The organism is Sphingorhabdus sp., from assembly GCF_044239665.1.
Taxonomy (GTDB): domain Bacteria; phylum Pseudomonadota; class Alphaproteobacteria; order Sphingomonadales; family Sphingomonadaceae; genus Sphingorhabdus_B.
Genome location: NZ_JBIIBA010000004.1, coordinates 49,649 through 71,843 on the forward strand (window position 1 = coordinate 49,649; position 22,195 = coordinate 71,843).

23 protein-coding genes are annotated in these 22,195 nt (G+C 56.5%); 8 read left to right on the forward strand and 15 right to left on the reverse strand.

What is annotated here, in order from left to right; translation table 11 throughout:
- Positions 1-13 precede the first annotated feature (13 nt).
- The 5 genes from rpmF to ACILP3_RS02185 all read left to right on the forward strand — a co-directional run bounded on the left by rpmF (position 14) and on the right by ACILP3_RS02185 (position 2,979).
- On the forward strand, positions 14-190 hold the full coding sequence (gene rpmF, locus ACILP3_RS02165; protein ID WP_125229645.1) for a 50S ribosomal protein L32: 177 nt from the start codon (positions 14-16) through the stop codon (positions 188-190).
- A gap of 28 nt (positions 191-218) precedes the next feature.
- Entirely contained in the window at positions 219-1,238 is a 1,020-nt protein-coding gene (plsX, locus tag ACILP3_RS02170; RefSeq protein ID WP_395615084.1) for a phosphate acyltransferase PlsX, read from the forward strand.
- Positions 1,235-2,203, forward strand: coding sequence for a beta-ketoacyl-ACP synthase III (locus ACILP3_RS02175; RefSeq protein ID WP_395615031.1), 969 nt, complete (start codon positions 1,235-1,237; stop codon positions 2,201-2,203). The genes plsX and ACILP3_RS02175 overlap by 4 nt, the downstream gene beginning before the upstream one ends.
- A gap of 102 nt (positions 2,204-2,305) precedes the next feature.
- Positions 2,306-2,596 (forward strand): integration host factor subunit alpha, encoded by a 291-nt coding sequence (locus ACILP3_RS02180; RefSeq protein ID WP_395615032.1) that lies wholly within the window; start codon positions 2,306-2,308, stop codon positions 2,594-2,596.
- A 5-nt stretch (positions 2,597-2,601) separates the two neighbouring features.
- On the forward strand, positions 2,602-2,979 hold the full coding sequence (locus tag ACILP3_RS02185) for a MerR family transcriptional regulator (protein WP_395615033.1): 378 nt from the start codon (positions 2,602-2,604) through the stop codon (positions 2,977-2,979).
- A gap of 265 nt (positions 2,980-3,244) precedes the next feature.
- Here ACILP3_RS02185 and ACILP3_RS02190 read toward each other — a convergent pair whose 3' ends face one another.
- From ACILP3_RS02190 to ACILP3_RS02200, 3 genes are read right to left on the reverse strand one after another with little or no spacing between them, the layout of a single operon-like run.
- Positions 3,245-3,766, reverse strand: coding sequence for a GNAT family N-acetyltransferase (locus ACILP3_RS02190; RefSeq protein WP_395615034.1), 522 nt, complete (start codon positions 3,764-3,766; stop codon positions 3,245-3,247).
- On the reverse strand, positions 3,763-4,308 hold the full coding sequence (locus ACILP3_RS02195; RefSeq protein WP_395615035.1) for a SixA phosphatase family protein: 546 nt from the start codon (positions 4,306-4,308) through the stop codon (positions 3,763-3,765). The genes ACILP3_RS02190 and ACILP3_RS02195 overlap by 4 nt, the downstream gene beginning before the upstream one ends.
- Positions 4,305-7,040, reverse strand: coding sequence for an ATP-dependent DNA helicase (locus ACILP3_RS02200; RefSeq protein WP_395615036.1), 2,736 nt, complete (start codon positions 7,038-7,040; stop codon positions 4,305-4,307). The genes ACILP3_RS02195 and ACILP3_RS02200 overlap by 4 nt, the downstream gene beginning before the upstream one ends.
- A gap of 38 nt (positions 7,041-7,078) precedes the next feature.
- On the opposite strand from ACILP3_RS02200, the gene ACILP3_RS02205 reads away from it, so the two are divergent.
- Entirely contained in the window at positions 7,079-8,644 is a 1,566-nt protein-coding gene (locus tag ACILP3_RS02205; RefSeq protein ID WP_395615037.1) for a lysine--tRNA ligase, read from the forward strand.
- A gap of 44 nt (positions 8,645-8,688) precedes the next feature.
- Positions 8,689-9,210 carry a DUF1003 domain-containing protein gene (locus ACILP3_RS02210; RefSeq protein ID WP_395615038.1) on the forward strand — a complete coding sequence of 174 codons (522 nt, stop codon included), beginning with the start codon at positions 8,689-8,691 and terminating at the stop codon, positions 9,208-9,210.
- Here ACILP3_RS02210 and ACILP3_RS02215 read toward each other — a convergent pair.
- The 10 genes from ACILP3_RS02215 to ACILP3_RS02260 all read right to left on the reverse strand — a co-directional run bounded on the left by ACILP3_RS02215 (position 9,203) and on the right by ACILP3_RS02260 (position 19,153).
- Positions 9,203-10,126, reverse strand: coding sequence for a fatty acid desaturase family protein (locus ACILP3_RS02215; protein WP_395615039.1), 924 nt, complete (start codon positions 10,124-10,126; stop codon positions 9,203-9,205). The two genes, ACILP3_RS02210 and ACILP3_RS02215, sit on opposite strands and share 8 nt — an antisense overlap.
- A gap of 57 nt (positions 10,127-10,183) precedes the next feature.
- On the reverse strand, positions 10,184-11,071 hold the full coding sequence (locus ACILP3_RS02220) for an alpha/beta hydrolase fold domain-containing protein (protein ID WP_395615040.1): 888 nt from the start codon (positions 11,069-11,071) through the stop codon (positions 10,184-10,186).
- A 96-nt stretch (positions 11,072-11,167) separates the two neighbouring features.
- A complete protein-coding gene (locus ACILP3_RS02225) occupies positions 11,168-12,973 on the reverse strand; it encodes a DUF885 domain-containing protein (RefSeq protein ID WP_395615041.1) in 1,806 nt (601 codons plus the stop codon).
- 140 nt (positions 12,974-13,113) lie between these two features.
- Positions 13,114-13,824, reverse strand: a complete 711-nt coding sequence (locus ACILP3_RS02230; protein ID WP_395615042.1) for a prolyl hydroxylase family protein — start codon at positions 13,822-13,824, stop codon at positions 13,114-13,116.
- 12 nt (positions 13,825-13,836) lie between these two features.
- Positions 13,837-15,105: an amidohydrolase family protein gene (locus ACILP3_RS02235; RefSeq protein WP_395615043.1), complete on the reverse strand. Its 1,269-nt coding sequence runs from the start codon at positions 15,103-15,105 to the stop codon at positions 13,837-13,839.
- A 105-nt stretch (positions 15,106-15,210) separates the two neighbouring features.
- Positions 15,211-16,029, reverse strand: coding sequence for an RcnB family protein (locus tag ACILP3_RS02240; RefSeq protein ID WP_395615044.1), 819 nt, complete (start codon positions 16,027-16,029; stop codon positions 15,211-15,213).
- A 124-nt stretch (positions 16,030-16,153) separates the two neighbouring features.
- A complete protein-coding gene (locus ACILP3_RS02245) occupies positions 16,154-16,867 on the reverse strand; it encodes a M15 family metallopeptidase (RefSeq protein WP_395615045.1) in 714 nt (237 codons plus the stop codon).
- Positions 16,843-18,192: an acetyl-CoA carboxylase biotin carboxylase subunit gene (gene accC, locus ACILP3_RS02250; protein ID WP_395615046.1), complete on the reverse strand. Its 1,350-nt coding sequence runs from the start codon at positions 18,190-18,192 to the stop codon at positions 16,843-16,845. Before accC ends, ACILP3_RS02245 begins: the two co-directional genes overlap by 25 nt.
- A gap of 2 nt (positions 18,193-18,194) precedes the next feature.
- The gene (gene accB / locus ACILP3_RS02255; protein WP_395615047.1) at positions 18,195-18,668 is read right to left on the reverse strand and encodes an acetyl-CoA carboxylase biotin carboxyl carrier protein; all 474 of its coding nucleotides are present in this window, start codon (positions 18,666-18,668) and stop codon (positions 18,195-18,197) included.
- A gap of 44 nt (positions 18,669-18,712) precedes the next feature.
- Positions 18,713-19,153, reverse strand: coding sequence for a type II 3-dehydroquinate dehydratase (locus ACILP3_RS02260; protein ID WP_395615085.1), 441 nt, complete (start codon positions 19,151-19,153; stop codon positions 18,713-18,715).
- An 88-nt stretch (positions 19,154-19,241) separates the two neighbouring features.
- Here ACILP3_RS02260 and thiS point away from each other — a divergent pair, with 88 nt between their 5' ends.
- Entirely contained in the window at positions 19,242-20,249 is a 1,008-nt protein-coding gene (gene thiS / locus ACILP3_RS02265) for a sulfur carrier protein ThiS (protein ID WP_395615048.1), read from the forward strand.
- Positions 20,250-20,314: 65 nt separating this feature from the next.
- On the opposite strand, the gene ACILP3_RS02270 is transcribed toward thiS, so the two are convergent.
- Both ACILP3_RS02270 and ACILP3_RS02275 read right to left on the reverse strand, forming a co-directional pair.
- Positions 20,315-21,058: a LytR/AlgR family response regulator transcription factor gene (locus tag ACILP3_RS02270; protein WP_395615049.1), complete on the reverse strand. Its 744-nt coding sequence runs from the start codon at positions 21,056-21,058 to the stop codon at positions 20,315-20,317.
- A complete protein-coding gene (locus tag ACILP3_RS02275; protein WP_395615050.1) occupies positions 21,055-22,182 on the reverse strand; it encodes a sensor histidine kinase in 1,128 nt (375 codons plus the stop codon). Before ACILP3_RS02275 ends, ACILP3_RS02270 begins: the two co-directional genes overlap by 4 nt.
- Positions 22,183-22,195: the final 13 nt, after the last annotated feature.

The following is a 22,195-nucleotide window of genomic DNA, read 5'->3' on the forward strand; positions in this document are numbered from 1 at the left end:
AACAGGTGCCGAAATGGCTGTCCCCAAAAGAAAAACATCCCCTTCGAAGCGCGGCATGCGTCGTAGCCATGATTCGCTTAAGGTTGCTGCGTACCAAGAATGCGCCAATTGCGGCGAATTGAAGCGTCCACATCATCTGTGCGATGCCTGCGGCCATTATAATGGTCGTGAAGTGGTGGCAGTAGCCTAATCCTGTTCAAGGAGAATAGCTGGTGTCGATGAAACCGCGTATCGCCATTGACGCGATGGGCGGTGATGAAGGCGTTCCTGTGATGATCGCAGGCGCGGCTTTGGCCCGGCACCGGCATGAAAACTTCCAATTTCTTTTGGTAGGCGACGAAACGCAGATTAAATCTGCGCTCGATAAGCATCCCAATCTGCGCACGGCCTCCGAAATCCTGCATAGCGATGTTGTCGTTACAGCCGATGACAAGGTCAGCGCGGCCTTACGCAAGGCCAAGACCAGTTCCATGGGCATCGCCATCAATGCGGTGAAGTCCGGCCATGCGAGCGCCGCCGTGAGTGGCGGCAATACCGGCGCATTAATGGCCACCGCCAAACTTGCCCTTCGCACGATGCCCGGCATCGACCGGCCGGCGCTGTCTGCCTTGCTGCCGACGCTCGAAGACACAGATGTGGTGATGCTCGATCTGGGCGCAAACACCGAGTGTGAGGCGAAAAACCTTGTCCAGTTTGCCGTCATGGGTGCGGCCTATTCGCGGATCATCTTCGGCTTTGAGCGCCCGCGTGTCCGCTTGCTGAATATCGGTACCGAGGAAATGAAGGGCACCGATCAACTGCGCGACGCGGCGCAACATTTACGCGACGCGACCGGCCTCCATATGGATTTTCAAGGCTTTGTTGAGGCCGACAAGATTAACCGCGGCGAATGCGATGTCGTGGTTTGCGATGGTTTCACGGGCAACATCGCGTTGAAATCGATTGAAGGTACGGCCCGTTTCGTAACCGATCTTTTGCGCCGGGCCTTTACCAGTTCCATCCGGTCAAAATTCGGATTTCTGGTTTCGCGGCCCGCCACCGAATTGCTGCGTCACCATCTTGACCCCAATAATCATAATGGCGCGGTGTTCATGGGCCTGAATGGCGTGGTCGTCAAAAGCCATGGCAGCGCGAACATCAAGGGCGTGGCCAATGCCGTCGAGGTGGCTGCCAGATTGGTTGAAGAAGATATTACCGCACGCATCACGCAAGATCTTGCGCGGATACAGGCCGCATGACCGAAGTCGCTCTTCGTGCGGTCATTAAGGGCACTGGCTCTGCGCTTCCGCGCAACCGCGTATCGAACGCTGATCTGGCCAATAAGGTCGATACGACCGACGAATGGATTACCGAGCGGACCGGCATAAAGTTTCGGCACATTGCCGAGCCTGATGAAACAACCTCCAGCCTAGCAATCGAAGCATCGCGCCGGGCGCTGGACGCGGCTGGCATGTCGGCCTGTGATATTGATCTGATCATTTTAGCAACGGCAACGCCTGACCAGACATTCCCTGCTTCTGCCACCATTGTGCAACATGCGCTTGGCTGCAATGGCGGCGTTGCTTTTGATGTAGCGGCGGTTTGCTCGGGCTTCCTCTATGCCTTTTCGGTTGCCGAAAGCATGATCCGTGCAGGGTCCGCCCATAATGCATTGGTCATCGGGGCCGAAACATTTAGCCGCATATTGGACTGGGAAGACCGCACGACTTGCGTATTATTTGGCGACGGCGCTGGCGCGGTTGTTTTGTCAGGCGAAGTGGGAACGCGCGGCGCGCTGGCGACCAAATTGCATGCCGATGGACAACATAATGAATTATTATATGTCGATGGCGGCCCATCCACCACCGGCACTGTTGGCAAATTGCGGATGAAGGGGCGGGAGGTGTTCCGTCATGCCGTGACCAATCTCACCAATGTCTTGCATGAGGTGCTGGCCGCGACAGAATTGACGCCAGCCGATATCGACTGGGTCGTTCCGCATCAGGCCAATGCCCGGATTATTGAGGCAACGGCCAAGAAATTGGCGCTTGATCCCAGCAAAGTTGTCCTCACCGTTGACCAGCACGCAAATACATCGGCAGCATCGGTTCCTTTGGCCTTAGATGTCGCGGTGCGTGACGGCCGGATCAAAAAAGGCGATATTGTCGTTTTGGAAGCAATGGGTGGCGGATTCACCTGGGGCGCATCCATCATACGGATGTAATAGGCCCTGACCCTCAGTTTCCGACAACATCACTATTTTACAATTTGAAATTCTATTGTATGACATTAATCTGACAATATAAGTTAAGACCCGGAGACGAATATGGCAGAAGCAGGAACATTAACACGTGCCGATTTGGCCGAGATGCTTAACCGTCAAATCGGTTTGTCGCGTGCTGACGCCGCGGCGATGGTTGAATCGATACTGGGTCATATGACCACTGCTTTACTCAACGGTGATAATGTCAAAATTTCGGGTTTTGGCACCTTTGTTCTTCGGGACAAAAGCGAGCGTATCGGGCGCAACCCGAAAACGGGCGTAGAAGTGCCAATCACGCCGCGCCGGGTTCTTACATTCCGTGCAAGCCAAGGCATGCGCCAAAAGGTAAAATAACTTTCATGCGTGAAAAATCGGCCGATGCCTTCCGTAATATTGGTGAAATGGCAGAGGCTTTGGGCGTTCGCACGCACATTTTACGTTATTGGGAAGAACAATTTCCCATGTTGAACCCGCTTACGCGGGCGGGTGGTCGGCGGCTGTATCGCCCCGAAGATGTCGCCCTTTTGCATACGATCCACCGCTTATTATATGAAGAAGGCTATACGGTGAAGGGCGCGCGCCGTTTTCTGACGGAAGGCGGGGCACAGCAGGCGCCCGCGCAAGCACCTACGCCAGCGCCCATGCAATCGGCTATGCAAGCGCCCGTTGCGGCGTTCGATTTTGGCGCTTTGCAGGCAGTACGCGACCGGTTGGCATCTGCTTTGGCCGCGGCCTGAATAGGCCGTGAACCCATAAATATCACCTTTGCGGCGTCAAAATGGCAAAGATATCGAAGTAAAATGTCCGCCGCAGGCAGTCATTCTGCCTGCAAGGGCATTTTGATTTGAGATCGAAGCCATTTTAACGTCCTTCGGATTTGACCCATTTTGTCCATTGCTGCGTTGGCAAGCTTGGACTTAGAACCACTAAGTCCTGCGCTTACCGCCTTGCACTGAACAATATGGCCTCAAACCGCGAAGGTGATATTTATGGGTTTACGGCCTAACCCATATTCCGGGCGTAGACCAAGTCGCGGAATGGCACTGGGCCGACCATGAAAACGGTTTCACCAATCGCCGCAAAGCCGGCCCGTTCGTAAAAGCCAATGGCGCGGACATTTTTTTCGTAGACGGACAGCAATAGGCGCTGTCCCTTGCGTTTTTCTGCTACCGCAAAAACCCGTTCTAACAGGTCTTTGCCGTTACCATTGCCCTGCCAAGGTGCCAGCAAATAGATGCGTTTCAGTTCGATGTCGCCAGCTTGCTGCAGCGCAGGATGGGACGGCGGCGTGACCATGGCATAGCCGACAGGCGCGCCAAGCGGGGTTTCGCCCAGCAAGACATCATAAGCCGGATCGCAAAGCGCGGAGGCATAATATTCGGCGCTATGTTCTTGTCGCAAATGTTCCATCATCGGTTCGCCGGGATGGTCAAAGGCGAAAGTTGTCATGAAAGTCGCCGCACCCAGATATGCGAGCGCTTCGGCATCACCGGCATCGGCCGTGCGCCACAAAATGGGTGTCATTCGTCCTCGGGTCCGAGTTCGGGGTCGAGATCACGGGGCCGGATGAAGTGTGTGAGCTGCCCACATTTGCGATCAACATCGGCCCAATGCGTGATGTTCAACGCCATCCGCGCAATGGCGGCTGTGGGATATTTCTCCCACACCAAATCGCGTAACGGCGAACTGCCATCATCGGGGCAAATGTCGAATACCAGATCCTCTAACCCCGGATTATGCCCGACCATCAACAGATTTTTATGTTCGTCGGCCTGATCGCGCAGCACGTCCATCAACGTCGCAGAGGACGCCAGATAAATCCGGCGGTCCCAATTGGGCTCCATGCGTCCGCCTGTGCCCTTCACAAATTGGTCAATGGTTTCAATCACGCGCACGGCGGGGCTTGCGACCACATGGTCAAAGGTCAAACCATTGCGTTTTACCCAGACGCCCATCGTGATTGCCGCCCTTTCGCCGCGCTTATTAAGCGGTCGGTCAAAGTCGCGCGGGACGGCGTCATCCCAGCTCGATTTGGCATGGCGGAACAAGGTAAGGGTGAAGGTCAAATCGGGTTGCTCGCTTCCAACGTGTCTGACGCGTCCTGCCGTAAATTTGTGTCAGACGAAAGACCTGATTTCACAGAATTCACCGCTTCCTCCAACGTCACCCGGCGAATGGGTGTGCCCGGCGGGAATGCCGACAACAGCCGGCTTGGTACCGCCGATGACAGCAGCACAAAATGGCCTTTGTCATTGGCGCTGCGGATGAGGCGGCCAAAGGCCTGCGCCATTTTTGCGCGGATGATGCGATCATCATAATCCATGCCGCCATGTTTTAAACGCCGCGCGCGGTGCAATATGTCGGGGCGGGGCCACGGAATTTGCTCCATCACCACCAGCCGCAACGAATGGCCCGGAACGTCCACCCCGTCGCGCAGGGCGTCGGTGCCAAGCAAGCTTGCATGTGGGTCATCGCGGAATATGTCGACCAGTGTTCCGGTATCAATGGGGTCCACATGTTGCGCATATAAAGGCAGGCCGTCGCGGGCCAAGCGGTCGGCGATGCGCGCATAGGTCGAACGCAAGCGCCGTATCGCGGTAAATAGGCCGAGCACGCCGCCGCCAGATGCGGTAATCAACGCCGCATAAGCCCCGGCCAAAGCGGCCGCATCGCCCTTTTTAATGTCGGTGACGATCAGGACTTCGGCCTGCGCTTTATAATCAAACGGGCTGATCGCCGAAAAATGCGTCGCTGGCTTATCCAGATGACTTGCCCCTGTCCGCGCCTCGGCATTTTGCCAGTCGCCGCCGCTGCGCAAGGTTGCTGAGGTGGCCAACACGCCATGGCTTGGCTTCAGCACGATTTCCGCCACGGGTTTCATGGGGTCGAGCCATCGGCGGTGCATGCCAATGTCCATTTCGCGCCCTTCAAACCGCTCAATCGCCAACCAGTCGACATATTCGGGGTCAACAGGGCCAACGGCGCGCGCCAACATCGATATCCATGCGCGCAACGTGTCGATGCGCCAGCTTAGGCTTGCGGTTGCCCCCTCCACGCGCGCACGGGCGCTGCCATCGAGCCAATCGGGCGGGTCGGCAATCATCGCCTCCAATCGTTGCCCCAACACCGTCAGCGGCCTTGCCAGAGCTTCTAACGCGGTGGCGGCATCGGCGGCGGCGTCAATGACGCGCGGGTCAGGGTCGGCAAGCTCGGTCTCCAGCCCATAGCCGCTTTCAGTCGCATTGCTTTCGTCGCGGGCAAATACCATCGCGCGGATCGCGGCCAATAATCGTTCGATTGGCCCGGACGGCATGCCCTCGGCCAAACGCGCAAGCCATCCGTCGCCGGGCAAAGCCTCAGCAGCGACGCGCGCCATTTCAATGGCCAAGCCGCCCTCTTCATCATAAGACGCCACATCGGCCAGCCGCGCCGAAAGCCCGCGCCGTCGCCCGCGCGCTTTGCCTTCGGGACCAATGACCCAGCGGCGCAGCTCAATCGTTTCTTGGCCCGTCAGCGCGGCGGCAAACATGGAATCGGCGGCGTCAAACAGATGATGACCTTCGTCAAAAATGATCCGGCTTGGCCGGTTTTGTTCATCCCGCCCGCGCGCGGCGTTGACCATCATCAACGCGTGATTGGCGATGACAATTTCGGCCTGCACCGACGAACGGGCGGCGCGTTCAATGAAACATTTTTTATAATGCGGGCATCCGGCATAAATGCATTCGCCCCGCCGGTCGGTCAGTGCTGTGGAGCCATTGCGCCGAAACAAGGTCGGCAGCCAGCCGGGCAAATCGCCGCCGATCATATCGCCATCATGCGAATAAGCCGCCCAGCGCGCGACCAAATGCGCAAGGATCGCCGCACGTCCGGCAAAGCCGCCTTGCAAGGCATCCTCCAGATTCAGCAGGCACAGATAATTTTCGCGCCCCTTGCGCACCACGACCTTGGATTTAAATGTTTCATGGTCTGGGTAAATCCGCTTTGCCTCGCGCACCAATTGCCGTTGTAGCGCCTTGGTAAAAGTGGAAATCCACACGGTGCCATCGGCGGCGGTCGCCCACAGGCTGGCAGGCGCGAGATAACCCAGCGTCTTGCCAATGCCCGTGCCTGCTTCGGCCAGCAGCATATGCGGTTCGCCCTTGCCCTTGCGCGGCGCGAAAATATTGGCCGCCGCTTGCGCAAAATCGCGCTGGCCCTGCCGCGTTTCTGCAGAGCCGCCGACCAAAGATGCCAAGCGTTCTTGCACGGCATCGGCCTGTAACGTGACGACGCGGGGCGGGGTGCGCGGTGCGGCTTCTTCCCATTCGGGCAAGCGGCTAAACAGCCAGCGTTCGGGCCGCTCGGGCTTTTTGAGTGCGGCCAGCACCAGATTGGCCCATGGCCAACGCAGCCGCATCAACGCTTGCGCTGAATCCCACGCGCCTTCGCGTTCGGCCCAATCTGGGTCGCCGAGCACAGACAGCAACTGACGCGCGGCGCGCAATAAGAACAACGGAACCTCTTGGTCTGTTGCGGGCGCTGGCAAGTCTAAGGTCTTCGCCAGTCCCTTCGGCGTCGGCACGGCAAAGCGCGCCGGATAGACAAAGGCATATAGCTCCAGAAGGTCCAGCCCTGACAAATCGGGATAGCCAAGCCTTTGTGCGACCAATGGCGCATTCAGCATGACCATCGGCGTTTCCGCCGCACGGCCCGCCGCCTCGCCCTTGCTCATGGTTTGCAACTGTCCGTCGCTGTTGCCCATCCAAATACCGGCATGGCTTGCATGGAGCGCAGGAAAGGCTAGTGGAGTTTCCATCAGCCCTGATAGGCGTATTTGGAACGAAAGAGCAACACGTGACTGACCTTCGCGATATAGCATTGGCATCAAAAGCCTGGCCTTATGAAGAGGCGCGGCGTTTGCTGAAACGCTATCCCCATGGCAAGGCCGATGGTCAGGCGATTATCTTCGAATGTGGCTATGGCCCATCGGGCTTGCCGCATATCGGCACGTTTAACGAAGTGCTGCGCACGACGATGGTGCGCAATGCGTTCCGGACCCTGTCCGACGCACCGTCGCGCTTGATCGAATTTTCCGATGATATGGATGGCCTGCGCAAGGTGCCGGACAATGTGCCCAACCAGGCAATGCTCGCCGAACATTTGGGCAAGCCCTTGTCGCGCATCCCCGATCCGTTTGAAAAGTTCGAAAGCTTTGCCGCGCATAATAATGCGATGCTGCGCGATTTTCTGGATCAGTTTGGCTTTGAATATGAATTTATCTCTTCATCGTCGCAATATGAAAGCGGCGCGTTTGACGATGCCTTGAAAAATGTGCTGCGCAATTATCAGGGCATCATGGACATCATGTTGCCGACGTTGCGCAAGGAACGGGCCGCGACCTATTCGCCCATATTGCCGATCAGCGCAAAGAGCGGCGTTGTGCTTCAGGTACCCGTTGAGGTTGTCGATGCCGAGGCTGGCCTTATCCGTTTCGATGATGATGGCGACATCGTCACGCAATCGGTTTTGGGCGGCCAGTCAAAGCTGCAATGGAAGGTCGACTGGGCGATGCGCTGGGTCGCGTTGGGCGTCGATTATGAAATGTATGGCAAGGATTTGACCGACAGCGGCGTGCAATCGGGCAAGATCGCGCGCGTGCTGGGCGGGCGTCCGCCCGAAAGCCTGATTTACGAAATGTTCCTCGACGAAAAAGGCGAGAAGATTTCCAAGTCCAAGGGCAATGGCCTCGCGCTTGAGGATTGGTTGAAATATGGCACCGAAAACAGCGTTGCCTTTTACGCTTTTCGCGAACCCAAAAGCGCCAAGCAACTGCATTTGGGCGTCGTGCCAAAGGCTGTGGACGAATATTTCCAGTTCCGCGCGCAATGGCATGACCAACCGATTGAAAAGCGGCTGGGCAACCCTGTGCACCATGTCCACAATGGCCAAGTGCCGAGCGGGCAGCCACCGGTGACATTCGGCCTGTTGCTCAACCTTGTCGGCGTGATGGGGGCAGGCGCCACCGAGGCGCAGGTTTGGGCCTATCTTGGCAATTATGCCGATAATGTCTCGCCGGAAAATGCGCCGGAACTGGCCGAGCTGATCCCCATTGCCTTGGCCTATAACCGCGACTTTGTTGCGCCGACGCTGCACAAGCGTAAGCCCGAGGGCGTCGAGATTGCGGCCTTGCAAACGCTGGATGCGCGGCTGGCGCAATTGCCTGCGGATGCCAGCGCCGAGGATATTCAAAATATCGTCTATGAAATCGGCAAAGAGGGCGGATTTGAAAATCTGCGCGACTGGTTCAAGGCGTTGTACGAAACGCTTTTGGGTTCAAGCGCCGGACCGCGCATGGGCAGCTTTATCGCGCTGTATGGCGTGGCCAATAGCCGCGAGCTCATTGCCGAGGCGCTTGCATAAAAAAGAGCCGCGCCATTCGGATGGAACATTGCAGGAGTATGGATATGAAAGAACTGCCTTCCGTCGAACAACTGGCGCTTGATCTGCTTGGAAAGTCGCTGGACCAGCTGGAGGCGGAAGAGGCCAAGGTGCTGCACCATATTCACCATGTGCAGCACACCAGCCGCGACGTCGGCGATATTGTCGACGAACAGTCGACCTTTGGCGAGCGGCTGTCCGACAAGGTTGCGGCGGTGGGTGGATCATGGAAATTCATCATGGTCTTTGCCGCTGTTTTGTTGGGCTGGATGCTTTTAAACTCGCAGATATTGGGCACGTTGGGCAAAGCCTTTGACCCCTATCCGTTCATTTTTCTGAACCTGATGCTGTCAACGGTGGCGGCGATTCAAGCGCCCATCATCATGATGAGCCAAAATCGCCAGTCGGCCAAAGACCGCATCGCCGCTGCGCATGATTATGAAGTCAATTTGCGCGCCGAACTAGAAATCCTGCGCTTGCATGCAAAAATCGACGCGCTGCTGGACATCATTAAGCGCGAAAATATCCAAGCGCCCTCGGTCAGTTGACCGCCTGCGCCAGAACGTCGCGATAATGGGGCGATAGCGTCATCTTGGGATGATAGCCGCCGCTTCCCAGCAGGCGATGGGTCGCCGCCAGATGGTAGCAGGGCACACCCATGAACAGATGATGCTCGCTGTGATAATTGACCCAATAAGGCGCGACCGTCGCACGGGCGATCAGGCCCGCATAAGTGGTCCGCGCATGGGTGAACGGGTCGCCGCTACCCGTCGGTGTGCAGGCATGTTCAGCGATGTTGCGGATGCGCAGGAACAATTGAAAACTCGTGGCCAGCGCCGCCAGCCAAAGCAGAAATGGCGTCCAGCCCCAGACGAGCAAAGATATCGTCAGCAATATGGCTTGTAAGGCTAAAAACCGGCCTACCGTGCGCGCTGTGGTGCTTGCCCCACGCAACGCGACTGCAAATTGCGCCCGGCGTTGCTTGTAAAATGTCTGTCCTGTCAGATCGCGGATAAACTTGCGGCGCAGGCTATCGCGGCTGGTGGGGAAGGGGGCGGATAAAGAAAGGTCGGGGTCTTCGGGCTGCTGCGTATATTTATGGTGCGTCAAATGATAGGCGCGATAGGCGAATAAATCACTGCCCGTCGCTGCGCCCGTCGGCCATTGACCGAGCCAGTTGTTGGTCTTGCGGTCGGGGTGGAGCAAACCATGCGCGCCATCATGCATTAGGATTGAAAGCCCCAATTGCCGTCCGCCCAATATCGCCAGCACCACTGGTGTTGCCAGTAATCCGGCCAACCAGTGATAGTCCCAGGCCGCCGCGCCGCCAAAGGCCGCGAGGGCAACCACCATCCAGCCATGCAGCACAAGCCAGATGCCGCGCCAACGCGACACTGTGGTAATCGCGCGCCAATCGTCAGCGGCGAAAACGTCGCGCGGGTTGGCGGCCTTTACCGCTGGCATGATGCGTCCATATGCATGCCGACAGCATAAAGCGGGAATTGCCCGCGCGCAAACGCGTTAGGTGACGGCCGGTGCGACAAAATTGGCCATTCTTGCCTGCGCCTTGCGCGATTCACGGAAGCTGAAAATGGGCCAATCATGTAGCATGCCCGCATGCTCGATAAGTTCCACCGATGGCAGCTTCGCCTTTAATGCGCGCGAATCTGTGACCAATATGTCGTCGCCGCCAGCAAAGGCGAGAATCGGTGGCAATCCGTCCCAATTGCCGAAAATCGGGCTGCATCTTGGGTCATCGCGGGGCAGATCGCCTGCATATAGCATCCCGCCTGCGGAAATGCCGCTGATGGTCAGGATGCCGTCGCGTGGTTCCGTTTTCAACTGGTCGGGATGCGCGGGGTCAAGGTTGAGCCAAGGGCAAATGAGCAACAGGCTAGCGGGCAAAGCCTGCCCCGCATCGCGCGCCATGTGCGCCAACGCAGCGGTCAGGCCGCCACCTGCAGAATCGCCACCCATGACAAAGGCGGTGTCACCCATCTCCGCCATATAGGCTGTATAATAATCCATCGCCCAATTGGTGATATAAGCGGCGGTATTTTCCGGCGCGAGCGGATAAAGTGGCGCAGTCACGGACCAGCCATGTTGCGCCGCCATGCGCGACAGAAATTTCCAATGAATGTCGGTTGCCGGATAAACATAGCCGCCGCCATGCCAGAACAGGATATGCGCCGACGGCGCACTATCCTTGGGCGCAATGTGCCAAACCGGACGGCCCTGAAATTCGCTGTGCCGAATATCGACGTCGGCATGTGCTTTGGGTGATGGCAAGGGCGCGGAACGGATTTTTGCAATATTTTTTTCAAATTGCGGCCCACCGCTGAACATCCGGCGATAATAGCCCGTGCTGCGCAGGACAAAACCAGCAAGGCTGGCGGCAAAACTTGGCATAATTCACTCTCCCCTGCCAGGGGAGCTATAGCAACATGCCATACCAATCAAGCAGTTCGCTTCCCGGCAAGCATTCTCGCCGGGAAGCGCACGCATTTACTTCGACGCTGATATCCACTCGTCGATTTTCTTTTCAAGGACCGTCAGCGGCAACGCGCCTGTGTTCAAAACCTGATTATGGAATTCGCGCACGTCGAATTTTTTGCCCAATTGCGCCTTGGCCTTGTCCTTCAGGCGCATGATGGTCAGCGCACCGATTTTATACGCCAAGGCTTGTGTTGGAATGGCGATATAGCGTTCCACCTCTGCGGTTGCATCGGTTTTGCCCATGTCGCTATTGGCGAGCATATAATCGATGGCTTGTTGGCGCGTCCAACCCTTGCTGTGCAGGCCAGTGTCGACCACAAGGCGCATGGCGCGCAGCATTTCGTCCGACAAGGTGCCGAAGCGTTGATAGGGGTCTTTGAACAGGCCCATGTCATAGCCCAAGGTTTCCGAATAAAGCGCCCAGCCCTCCACATAAGCGGTATTGCCACCAAAGCGCATGAAGGCAGGCAATTTTTCATTTTCCTGCGCGATGCTGATCTGGAAATGATGCCCCGGCGCACCTTCGTGCAGATAGAGCGTGGTCATGCCAGGGGTCGTGCGGCTTGGCAGGTCATACGCGTTGAAATAAAATGTGCCGGCGCGCGAACCGTCGGGGGTGCCGGACTGATAGCTGCCGCCAGCTTCATATTTTTCGCGGAATTCTTCATAAGGTTTGATTTCAAGCGGCGCTTTGGGGAGATATTTGAACTGCGTCGAAATCTGTCCATCGACAATCTTGCCAATGTCATAATAGCCTTGGGTCAAGGCATCACGGCTGGCGAGTTTGAACTTTGGATCTGAACGCAAATGTTCAAAAAACTCCGGTAAAGTACCTTTGAAGCCAACTTCCGTGCGGATCGCTTCCATCCCCGATGTAATCCGCGCGACTTCGGACAGGCCGAGATTGTGGATGTCGGCGGCCTTTAACGGCAAGGTCGTCGTTTGCTCGATCATATATTGATACAGGCCTTCGCCGCCCTTCATCGCCGATAGGCCAACCTGTTCACGCGCCAAGGGCAAATAGCTGTCGCGTAGAAAATCGCGCAGGCGGGCATTGGCGGGGTAGAGGCCGTTTTCGATAATGTCGCGATATTCCGCCGTCAGCCGTGCCTTGTCGGCATCGCTGAAACCTTCTGGGAATTTCAGGACTGGCCCATAATATGGCGATTCTTCGGTCTTTTGCGCAAGCTGCGTATTCAATTGATCGACGACATTCGTGATTGTCATCTTCGTTTCAAACACGCCCGTCGCCATGCCCTGACGGAAACGGTCAATCGACCGATCCATGAGTATGATAAACTCCTTATGCCGTTTCAGGTTATTGTCATAATCCTGCACGGTCTTGAACGGCGCTGCACCCTGTCCGCTGGCAAAGGTCGGGTAGAAAGTGTGAAAGCCGAAAAAGTGATTGAGCGGACGCACGACGGTCAGGTCCATAATCTCTTTGGATAAGCCCTTGAGCGCATCCGTCTGGTTTTGTTTGAACACGTCATAAGCGATCTTGTCGGTCGCGTTTAGCCGGTTACGGTCAATGTTTTTCAAGGCCTCCAAATTGGCTTCGGCGGCTTTGCGTTCATTGGCGAAATAGGCATCGGAGATGAAATCACCAAAACGGTCAGCATAGCGCATATCGCCCCGGAACATGGCGTTCAACGGGTTACGCTGCAGGCTGGCCTCATCATCGGCAGCGAACAACGCAGCCAGTCGCTGGCTTTCGGTCGCGGCGGTTTCTGTCGGGGCTGTCTGCGCCTGCGCGGCCAATGGCGACAGCAAGGCAGCGCAGCTCAGCAAAAGGATATGGTGCTTCATTTTCATGGGATATTCTCCAACAATATTTCAAATGCACTTAAGGGGTGCTTTATGGGAATGGGCTTGCTGTCGGCGTCCTGATGGCCAAGCGCAACATGGTTTCGACAGACGACAATAAGCGGGGGGCAAAAGATGCGCGATGCCCTTTACGACATTTTGGGTGTCGTAAGCTCCAGCCAGTCATTTTGCCGGTACCATTTGGTGATGATATGCTTCACCCCGCGCGTGACCGGCGTGCCGGTATGCAATGTTTTATAGTTGAGCGTCCCGTCCGGCTTTGCATTGTTCCACATCAGCATCATGCCGGCTTGCGGACGAATTCCCAGCCCCAGATGCGGGAATTCGGTTGCGCCGCCCTCTTTGGGTTCGTTCAAGAAGATCATTGCGGTCCAACTGCGCTGCCCGCCGCCCGGGCCTTCGTGGACCCAATAGCTTTGGCTTGGGTGGAAAAAATCATGATGCGCTTTAAACTCTTGCCCGACTTGGTAACGCTGCCCCTGCATGGTTTCGGCATAATCATTGTCGATACCCAAAACATCGCTCATCCGCGCCTCGACTTTGGCGATGAACGCGTCCCACCGGTTGAGATGGCAACTGTAACTGGTGCGAAAGCCGGCTTGCTCCGTGCCTGCATATAAGGTGGAGGGCACGGCATCGGCATCAATTTTCGCAATCAATGTCTTGCAGTCTTTGGCGCTTAAAAACCCTTGATAGATATATAATTGCGCATCGGCATGTTCGACCTGCTGCACCAGCGGATTGGCGTCCAACCGTTTGGTGACATGCGCCCCGATCCGCGCCAGCTTGGCGGGATCATTATTGGGATCAAATTCTTTGGTGGGCGTATCTGTCTGCATAGGATCACCGAATCACGGAATGATGCGTCCTCTTACCATGACCCATTCCGCCGTTTCGAGGGTGCGAATATTATTGAGCGGATTTTCATTCACCGCGACCAGATCAGCCGAATAGCCAACCGCAATGCGGCCAATTTCATTTTCCAGCCCAAGCGTTTTGGCGGCCACCGTGGTGGCGCTGGCCAATGCCTCGGTCGGGGTCATTCCTGCGTTCACCAATAAGGCAAATTCGCTGCCATTGCGGCCATGTTCAAACACGCCCGCGTCGGTGCCAAAAGCAACGGTAACGCCCATGGCCTTTGCGCGGCGGACCTGACGGCCAGCGGCCTCAACGGCTTGTTTGGCCTTCACCTCGACTGTGGGGGTGTAAATGCCCTTGCCCAGACGGGCGCGCACACCCTCCAGCGCCATTAGCGTTGGAACCAAAGCCGTGCCCTTGGCCTTCATCACCTTCAACGCCGCCTCATCGGCAAAGGTGCCATGTTCGATGGAATCAATGCCTGCGGCGGATGCCGCTTCGATGCCGCGCGCGCCATGGGCATGGGCCATGACCTTTAGCCCAAGCGAATGGGCGGTGTTGGTGATGGATAGCATTTCTTCGTTGGTAAAATGCGCCTCCAGCCCGCGGCCCTGTTGCGACAAGACGCCGCCCGTAGCCGTAATCTTGATAACGTCGGCACCTGCGCGTGACGATTTGCGTACCTTTTCTGCGCATTCAACAGGCCCTGTGCAGGTATAGCCCGATTCCAACGTGGCAATGACGTCGTTGCGGAACCCAGACACATCAGCATGGCCGCCGACGATGGATAATGCGGGGCCAGCGGCGATGATGCGCGGGCCAATGATGCGGCCTTCTGCGGTGCCACGGCGCAGGACAAAAGCGGTATTTTGTGCAGAGCCTGCCTCACGCACCGTCGTGAAGCCTGCTTTGACCGTCAACGCTGCGTTCTTCACGCCCATGACCACGCCCCATTCATCGGGGTTCACCGCCTCATCACGATAATCATCGCCTGGGTCGCCAGTTAAATGAACATGGAGGTCAATGAGGCCGGGGACCAATGTCTTGGTCGACAGGTCAACGACTTTGTCCGCCTGAAACGGGTTGTTGATGCCTTTGGCGATGTCTTTAATCCGCCCGTCTTCGACCAAGATGACCGCTGGCCCAACAGGGCCTGTCGCGGCATCGGGGATGAGGTTGCCAACGATGATTGCTTGCGTCGCGGCGGACGCTGGCGCGACCAATGACAAAGCGGCGCTTGCAAATAATAGACAACGTAACATCAAAAACTCTCCTGTGTTCATGGCGGAGAGTTTGGTCAGCTTGGGCCAATGTTACAAGCAAAAAAGCCCGGACGTTGATGTCCGGGCCTTTTCGTTTTTACAGGCTTACCAGAAAAAGTCGCGAATGACGTCAACCACACGGCCGTTGCGTACATCGACCAAAAGGACATCGTCATAATAACGCACCCAACGGTAGCCGCCATAAGCGGCTGGCAAACGATATTGCCAAGGATCGTTGATCCAGTAACGCGAACCAAAATAGGCCGAACCTAAAGAAAAGCCGATGGAAACGCGGCTATAGCTGCGGTCACGATAGGGCGCGTAATACCGACCAAGGCGGTAATAATTTCGGTTCTGCTCCCGATATTTGCGCCAGTTATAGCGGTTGTCATTGCGCCAATTGTTGGACCAGCGGCCCATTTGATTCCGGTCCAATCGGCCGTCGCTGTTGCGGTCATAGCGACGGTCAATGCGTTCATCGTCATTGCGGTCGAAGCGGCGGTCCAGACGGCCATCACGGTTGCGATCCCAATTCCGGTCGAGACTGCCATCGCGATTGCGGTCCCAGCGGCGGTCAAGGTCACCATCGCGGTTGCGATCATAATATCGGCCGTCTTGGCGCGCTGCGCGGGCATCGGTGCGCGCGGCCTCACGCTGCGGCGCGACGCGCGTTATGACTTCTGCTGGCGTGGGCTCTTGCAATGACTGCAGGCGTTGCTGCCGGTTTTGCTGCCGCTCTGCGCGTTGTTCCGGTGCCGGGTTGGCACGCGCCGCCTGCCGTTCGATGCGACGTCCCTCGTTCTGCACATCCGCATAGTTTTCAATCATCACATCAGGGCCGACCGGTGCGACCGAAGCCGCATGCGCCGCAAGTGGCGACAGCGTGGTCGCGGTCACCAAACTCAATAGGATAAACTTTTTCATGGTAGGTCCCCATGGCAGAGGCACCATGCTTCTGCGTTGAGCCCTGTCTGAACCGATTCTGCTGAAGCGAAGCTGAACTATCTATTCATGTTCATGAAAGGAGGCTTTTTGATGAACGGGTTCGTCAAGTGATCTTGTTAAACGGAATATCCATGACCGGGAACTGCGCCCATCCGGTAAAATCAAAATGCCACCATTCGTTGGACAGGCCGACAAAGCCCTCAGCCTCCAAATAACTTGCCAGCCGCGCACGGTTGGCGATCGCGGCGGTGGAAGCACCCATATAATCACGGTGCGCTTTTTCGGAAAAATCATCAAACTCGGTCGGCATTTCGACAAGTTGCCCAGTTTGCAGATCATGTAAGGTCAAATCGACCGCGCAGCCCCGATTATGTTTTGACCCGCGTTTGGGGTTGGCGACATATTCCTTTTTCGGGCCAACTGGCGTTGCATCCCACAGCTTTTTGGTAATGCGCCAAGGGCGATAGGCATCGTAAATGGTCAGGCCAAAGCCGTCGGCCTGTGCCATTTTGCTGGCACGCGCGACCGCTTGTGCCGCCGGGGCTGCCAAAAACGCGCGCGCTTCGTCATATAAAATCCGGCCTGTAAAATTGTTGGCAGTCGCATAACGCATATCGAGCCGGATAGCCGGATCGAGCTTTATCAACTCTAACAGCCGCTTTGGGTCATCGGGCAAGAGCGCGGCGGCCTTGTCCGCTGAAATGAAAAATACATCACGGTCAGGACCGACAGACGCGCAGCCGGCCAGCGGCAGCGCCGCCAGCCCAAAGGCTACCTCACGGCGGGAGAGGGTTATTTCGCGTCCTTCGCCAGCCATTCTTCAAGCCATTTGATGGTGTAGTTGCCGTTCTGGAAATCAGGTTCTTCCAACAGCCGTTGATGCAATGGAATCGTGGTCTTCATACCCTCAATCACAAATTCGCCCAGCGCCCGGCGCAAGCGCATCAGGCATCCTTCACGCGTTTGGCCATAGACAATCAACTTGGCGATCATGCTGTCATAATATGGCGGGACCTTATAACCATGATATAGGCCGCTATCGACGCGGACATACAAGCCGCCGGGCGGGTGGTACCAGCTAACCGTGCCAGGCGACGGCATGAAACTGTGCGGATCTTCGGCGTTGATCCGGCATTCCACCGCATGGCCCGTGAAGGTCACATCCTCTTGGCGAAACGACAGCGGCTTGCCTTCGGCCACGCGGATTTGTTCGCGGACAAGGTCGATGCCCGTAATCATTTCGGTGACAGGATGTTCGACCTGCAACCGTGTGTTCATTTCGATGAAATAAAATTCACCATTTTCCCACAAAAATTCGATGGTGCCAGCCCCGCGATAGCCCATATCGGCCATCGCCTTGGCGCAGATATTGCCCATGCGATCCCGCTCGGCCGTTGCCAGCACAGGCGAGGGCGCTTCTTCCAGCACCTTTTGGTGCCGCCGTTGCAAGGAACAGTCGCGCTCGCCCAAATGGACGGCATGGCCATTGCCATCACCGAAAATCTGAAATTCGATATGGCGCGGGTTGCCGAGATATTTTTCAAGATAGACCGTCGCGTCGCCAAAGGCGGCTTTCGCTTCGGACCCTGCTTGCTGCATCTGGGTTTCCAGCTCTTCTTCGCTGTTCACAACCTTCATGCCGCGCCCGCCCCCACCGGAGGCTGCCTTGATAATGACCGGATAGCCAATGTCGCGCGCTATGGCTTTGGCTTCATTGACATCCTCAATCGCGCCATCGGAACCGGGAACAAGCGGCAAGCCCAAGGCGCCTGCGGTCCGCTTCGCCTCCACCTTGTCGCCCATGGTACGGATATGTTCGGGCTTGGGGCCGATCCATGTGATATCATGGCTTTCGACGATTTCGGCAAATTGCGCGTTTTCCGACAAGAAGCCATAGCCGGGATGAATCGCATCGGCATGGCTGATTTCGGCGGCAGAAATAATCGCCGGAATATTCAAATAGCTGTCGGTCGCAGAAGGCGGCCCGATGCAAATTGCCTCATCTGCCAACCGCACATGCATGGCGTCGGCATCAGCGGTGGAATGGACGGCAACCGTTTTGATCCCCATTTCATGCGCAGCACGGTGAATACGCAGCGCAATTTCGCCACGGTTGGCGATAAGGATTTTTTCAATGGCCATGTTTACGCAATCACCAACAGGGGTTGATCAAACTCAACTGGCTGGCCGCTTTCGACCAAGATTTCGGTGACGGTGCCCGACGTGGCGGCGACAATCGGGTTCATGACCTTCATCGCTTCGATGATCAAAACGGTGTCGCCCGCCTTCACTTGCTGACCCACGCTGACAAAGGGTGCGGCATCGGGTTCAGGCGTCAGATACGCCGTGCCGACCATCGGTGACTTCATCGCATTGGCGGATATCGCAGGGGCGCTTGGTGCGGCTGCGGCGGCTGCTGGCGCAGTTGCGGGCGCCGCGACGGGCGCTGCCATCATCGGTGCGGCTACAGCGGTCATATTGCGGGATACGCGGATTTTGCGTTCGCCGTCCTCCACCTCAATTTCGCTGAGGCCTGTGTCGTTCAGCATCGCCGCCAGTTCGCGGACAAGGTCCGTGTCGACTTGCATGCTGCCAGTGGTTCCTGTCTTTGCCGCCATGTAAAACTCCTTGGGCCTCTGAATTTACTTTGGAGCGCCTAATGTCAAAGTTGTAACGCTACGTCTAGCGCCAGTTCGTAGGATTTTGCGCCATGTCCGGCAAACACTTCTTTCGCGGCCATGCCAACATAGCTTAAATGCCGAAAATCTTCGCGCTGATGCGGGTCGGATAGATGCACTTCAAATACCGGGACATTAATCGCCTTAATCGCGTCCAAAATCGCGATCGACGTATGCGTGTAGCCAGCAGCGTTCAGCAATACCGCCTTTGCACCGACAGCTTGCGCCTCATGCAGCCAATCGATCAAATGGCCTTCATGGTTGGACTGCCGAAAATCGATGAGGGCCCCTGCGGCGCGCGCACGGTCGTCCAAATGGCCAGCGATATCATCCAACGTGTCGGTACCGTAGATTTCGGGCTCTCTTGTGCCCAGCAAATTGAGATTTGGTCCATTCAGAACAAAGATTACCGGCTGGTCGGCCAAAGGATATTCCCCAGATAATGTCAAAGCAGCGGTTGCGCACTGTGCTCGCCCGACACTATATGCGCGTGAATAAAAATTGCGAGATGAAATGACCTCACCCCTGTCCCTGGATTCGATTGCCCTGACGCTCAATGGCGAATTGCGCCGTTTTCGTGCCCATGCCACCGTCGCCGATCTTGTCCGCGACATCGGGCTTGATCCGGCCAAGGTCGCGGTAGAACGCAATTTGGAGATTGTCTCACGCTCAACCTTGGAAGATGTGGTCTTGGCCGATGGTGATCGGCTGGAGATCGTCCATTTTGTTGGCGGTGGGCAGGGCAGCGCCCCAAATGATAGCTGGACAGTGGCCGGACGCACTTTTCATTCGCGGCTGATTGTGGGGACAGGCAAATATAAGGATTTTGAACAAAATGCCGCCGCGCTTGTGGCGTCGGGCGCGGAGATTATCACCGTAGCCGTGCGGCGCGTGAATGTGTCGGACCCAAAGGCACCGATGCTGACCGATTATATCGATCCCAAAAAATATACCTATCTGCCCAACACCGCCGGATGCTTTACCGCCGATGATGCGATCCGCACCTTGCGCTTGGCGCGTGAGGCGGGCGGCTGGGATTTGGTCAAGCTTGAGGTATTGGGCGAGGCTAAGACATTATATCCCGACATGCGCGAAACGTTAAAGGCGACTGAGGTTTTGGCCAAGGAAGGCTTCCTGCCGATGGTCTATTGCGTCGATGATCCGATTGCCGCCAAGCAATTGGAAGATGCAGGCGCCGTGGCTGTGATGCCGCTTGGCGCGCCGATTGGTTCGGGGCTTGGCATACAAAACCGCGTCACCATCCGTTTGATCGTTGAGGGCGCGAAGGTTCCGGTATTGGTCGATGCGGGCGTTGGTACGGCCTCCGATGCGGCAGTTGCGATGGAGTTGGGCTGCGAAGGCGTGTTGATGAACACCGCGATTGCCGAGGCTAAGAATCCCGTTGCTATGGCAATGGCGATGAAATTGGCAGTCCAGTCAGGTCGCATGGCTTATCTGGCGGGCCGAATGGGCCGGCGTATGTATGCGGATCCCTCCAGCCCGCTTGCTGGATTGATTTAAAAACCCAAGCGCATCGACTGATCACCACAGACCCAACAAGGCTGGCGCGCGACTATTGGAGTTTTCTATTTTCCGGCGAGCCGCTTGACGTCGGCGAGATATTTACGCCCGATGCGCATCGCGTGATCTTCGCCCAATAAAGCGTGCCAGACCCCGCCACCTTCATGCCGAAGGCCAGTGATAAGATCTCGGCGCACTATATGGCTGCGGTGAATGCGCTGAAATTGTTCGGGGTCCAATCTTTGCTCCAGCGCAGAAATCGTCTGGTGCAGCAAATAGCTGCGGCCATTGGTATATAGCCGCATATAATCGCGCTCGGCCTCAATCCGTTCAATATCCATCGCGGCGACCCGAATAAGCTCCGCGCGGTGGGACACCCAAAATTCATGCGCGTAACCGCTGTTTGTTTTTGCCGAAAGCTCGGGCACATGCGCATCGGCCTCAGATGCGCCAGATGCGCGGGTGATTGCGCGGCCAAGACGTTCGCTCGACACAGGTTTGAGGACATAGTCCACGACATCAAGGTCAAACGCCTCAACCGCGAAATTATCATAAGCCGTGATGAGGATGATTGCGGGTTTTTTCGCCATAAGCCCCAAGGCGCGGGCGGCGTTGATGCCGTCCATTTTGGGCATACCGATGTCGAGAAAAATCAAGTCCGGCGTCAATGTTTGCGCAATGCGCAGCGCTTCCACACCGTCATTTGCCGTGCCGACAATGTCGATCATGGGATGATCAGCGCTTAATATTTGAAGGCGCTCAATGGCCAGCGGCTCGTCATCGACAATCAACGTCCGCAGCCGCCTCATGCCGATATCCTCCGGCTTAGGGGCAAACGCAGATTGGCGACAAAGCCCCCGCCCTGTATCGCTTGTGTATCGAGGCGCGCCGCCGACTTATAGCGTGCTTCCAATCGGTCGCGGACATTGGCCAAGCCAATACCGTTTCCGCCAATATGGTCTGGATCGGCGGCTTCGCCATCATCGATGACGCTGAGGATAAGAACATCACGCTCAGCTTTGGCGCTGATGGTCAATTCTACCGGACGGGTGGTGCGCGAGACACCGTATTTAATCGCGTTTTCGACCAAAGGTTGCAGAATCAATGCCGGAACATGCTGCCCCAACAAAGCATCGGGAATGTCGATTTTGACACGCAGCCTTTTGGGATAACGCACGCTTTCAATTTCGAGATATAGCCGTTGAAGTTCGACTTCTTCTGCAAGCGTCACATCCTCCAGCGGGTCCGACGACAGGCTTGTCCGATAAAAATTGGACAAATTCTGGATCATCGCTTCGGCCTCTTTGGGCTTTCCGGTCATGACAAGGCTGGAAAGCGAATTCAGCGTATTGAACAAGAAATGCGGATTGACCTGATAGCGCAAGGAACGCAGCTCGGCATCTTGCGCCGCTTGTGCAAAGCGGGACGTTTTGCGTTCGGCTTCGCGCACTTCACGGGCATAGCCAATGGCGACATAGAGCGATCCCCATGCGATCAGGAAAAAATAATGCGTCACTGAGATATCGGCAATTTCCTGCCAAGAGGACAGGCCCAGTTGCGCTTTCAGATCTTCAACCGAGCGGCCCATGCTTGGGTCCTTAAACAGGCTGACGGGGTCATATAGGTTGAAGATATAGAAATTGGCGGAGGCCAATGTTATGGCGCACGGAATGGCCCCCAAAAACGCCAGACTGACCCGAAAGCCAAGCGAACGGCGGTCGCCCATACGCAAACCGACATAGAGCAGCCAAGTGACAAGCACGCCAACCAACGCCACTATCAAGCGTCGTTCGAATAGAGTAGCTTGCGCAGGAAAATCCAGCAATGCGGCGCGTAGCGACAAGATCAGCGCATAAAAGGCCCAAAAACCAGCGATGGTTAACAACGCCATCTGGGGGGCAATGAGCGGATGCGGGGACGTAGCTCTCTCCATATCCTTCCATACC

Bases quoted from the DNA above. Each gene is read 5' to 3' on its own strand.
- rpmF (WP_125229645.1), top strand. From the start codon at position 14: ATGGCTGTCCCCAAAAGAAAAACATCCCCTTCGAAGCGCGGCATGCGT.
- plsX (WP_395615084.1), top strand. From the start codon at position 219: ATGAAACCGCGTATCGCCATTGACGCGATGGGCGGTGATGAAGGCGTT.
- ACILP3_RS02175 (WP_395615031.1), top strand. From the start codon at position 1,235: ATGACCGAAGTCGCTCTTCGTGCGGTCATTAAGGGCACTGGCTCTGCG.
- ACILP3_RS02180 (WP_395615032.1), top strand. From the start codon at position 2,306: ATGGCAGAAGCAGGAACATTAACACGTGCCGATTTGGCCGAGATGCTT.
- ACILP3_RS02185 (WP_395615033.1), top strand. From the start codon at position 2,602: ATGCGTGAAAAATCGGCCGATGCCTTCCGTAATATTGGTGAAATGGCA.
- ACILP3_RS02190 (WP_395615034.1), bottom strand. From the start codon at position 3,766: ATGACACCCATTTTGTGGCGCACGGCCGATGCCGGTGATGCCGAAGCG.
- ACILP3_RS02200 (WP_395615036.1), bottom strand. From the start codon at position 7,040: ATGGAAACTCCACTAGCCTTTCCTGCGCTCCATGCAAGCCATGCCGGT.
- ACILP3_RS02210 (WP_395615038.1), top strand. From the start codon at position 8,689: ATGAAAGAACTGCCTTCCGTCGAACAACTGGCGCTTGATCTGCTTGGA.
- ACILP3_RS02215 (WP_395615039.1), bottom strand. From the start codon at position 10,126: ATGCCAGCGGTAAAGGCCGCCAACCCGCGCGACGTTTTCGCCGCTGAC.
- ACILP3_RS02220 (WP_395615040.1), bottom strand. From the start codon at position 11,071: ATGCCAAGTTTTGCCGCCAGCCTTGCTGGTTTTGTCCTGCGCAGCACG.
- ACILP3_RS02225 (WP_395615041.1), bottom strand. From the start codon at position 12,973: ATGAAAATGAAGCACCATATCCTTTTGCTGAGCTGCGCTGCCTTGCTG.
- ACILP3_RS02230 (WP_395615042.1), bottom strand. From the start codon at position 13,824: ATGCAGACAGATACGCCCACCAAAGAATTTGATCCCAATAATGATCCC.
- ACILP3_RS02235 (WP_395615043.1), bottom strand. From the start codon at position 15,105: ATGTTACGTTGTCTATTATTTGCAAGCGCCGCTTTGTCATTGGTCGCG.
- ACILP3_RS02240 (WP_395615044.1), bottom strand. From the start codon at position 16,029: ATGAAAAAGTTTATCCTATTGAGTTTGGTGACCGCGACCACGCTGTCG.
- ACILP3_RS02245 (WP_395615045.1), bottom strand. From the start codon at position 16,867: ATGGCTGGCGAAGGACGCGAAATAACCCTCTCCCGCCGTGAGGTAGCC.
- accC (WP_395615046.1), bottom strand. From the start codon at position 18,192: ATGGCCATTGAAAAAATCCTTATCGCCAACCGTGGCGAAATTGCGCTG.
- accB (WP_395615047.1), bottom strand. From the start codon at position 18,668: ATGGCGGCAAAGACAGGAACCACTGGCAGCATGCAAGTCGACACGGAC.
- thiS (WP_395615048.1), top strand. From the start codon at position 19,242: ATGACCTCACCCCTGTCCCTGGATTCGATTGCCCTGACGCTCAATGGC.
- ACILP3_RS02270 (WP_395615049.1), bottom strand. From the start codon at position 21,058: ATGAGGCGGCTGCGGACGTTGATTGTCGATGACGAGCCGCTGGCCATT.
- ACILP3_RS02275 (WP_395615050.1), bottom strand. From the start codon at position 22,182: ATGGAGAGAGCTACGTCCCCGCATCCGCTCATTGCCCCCCAGATGGCG.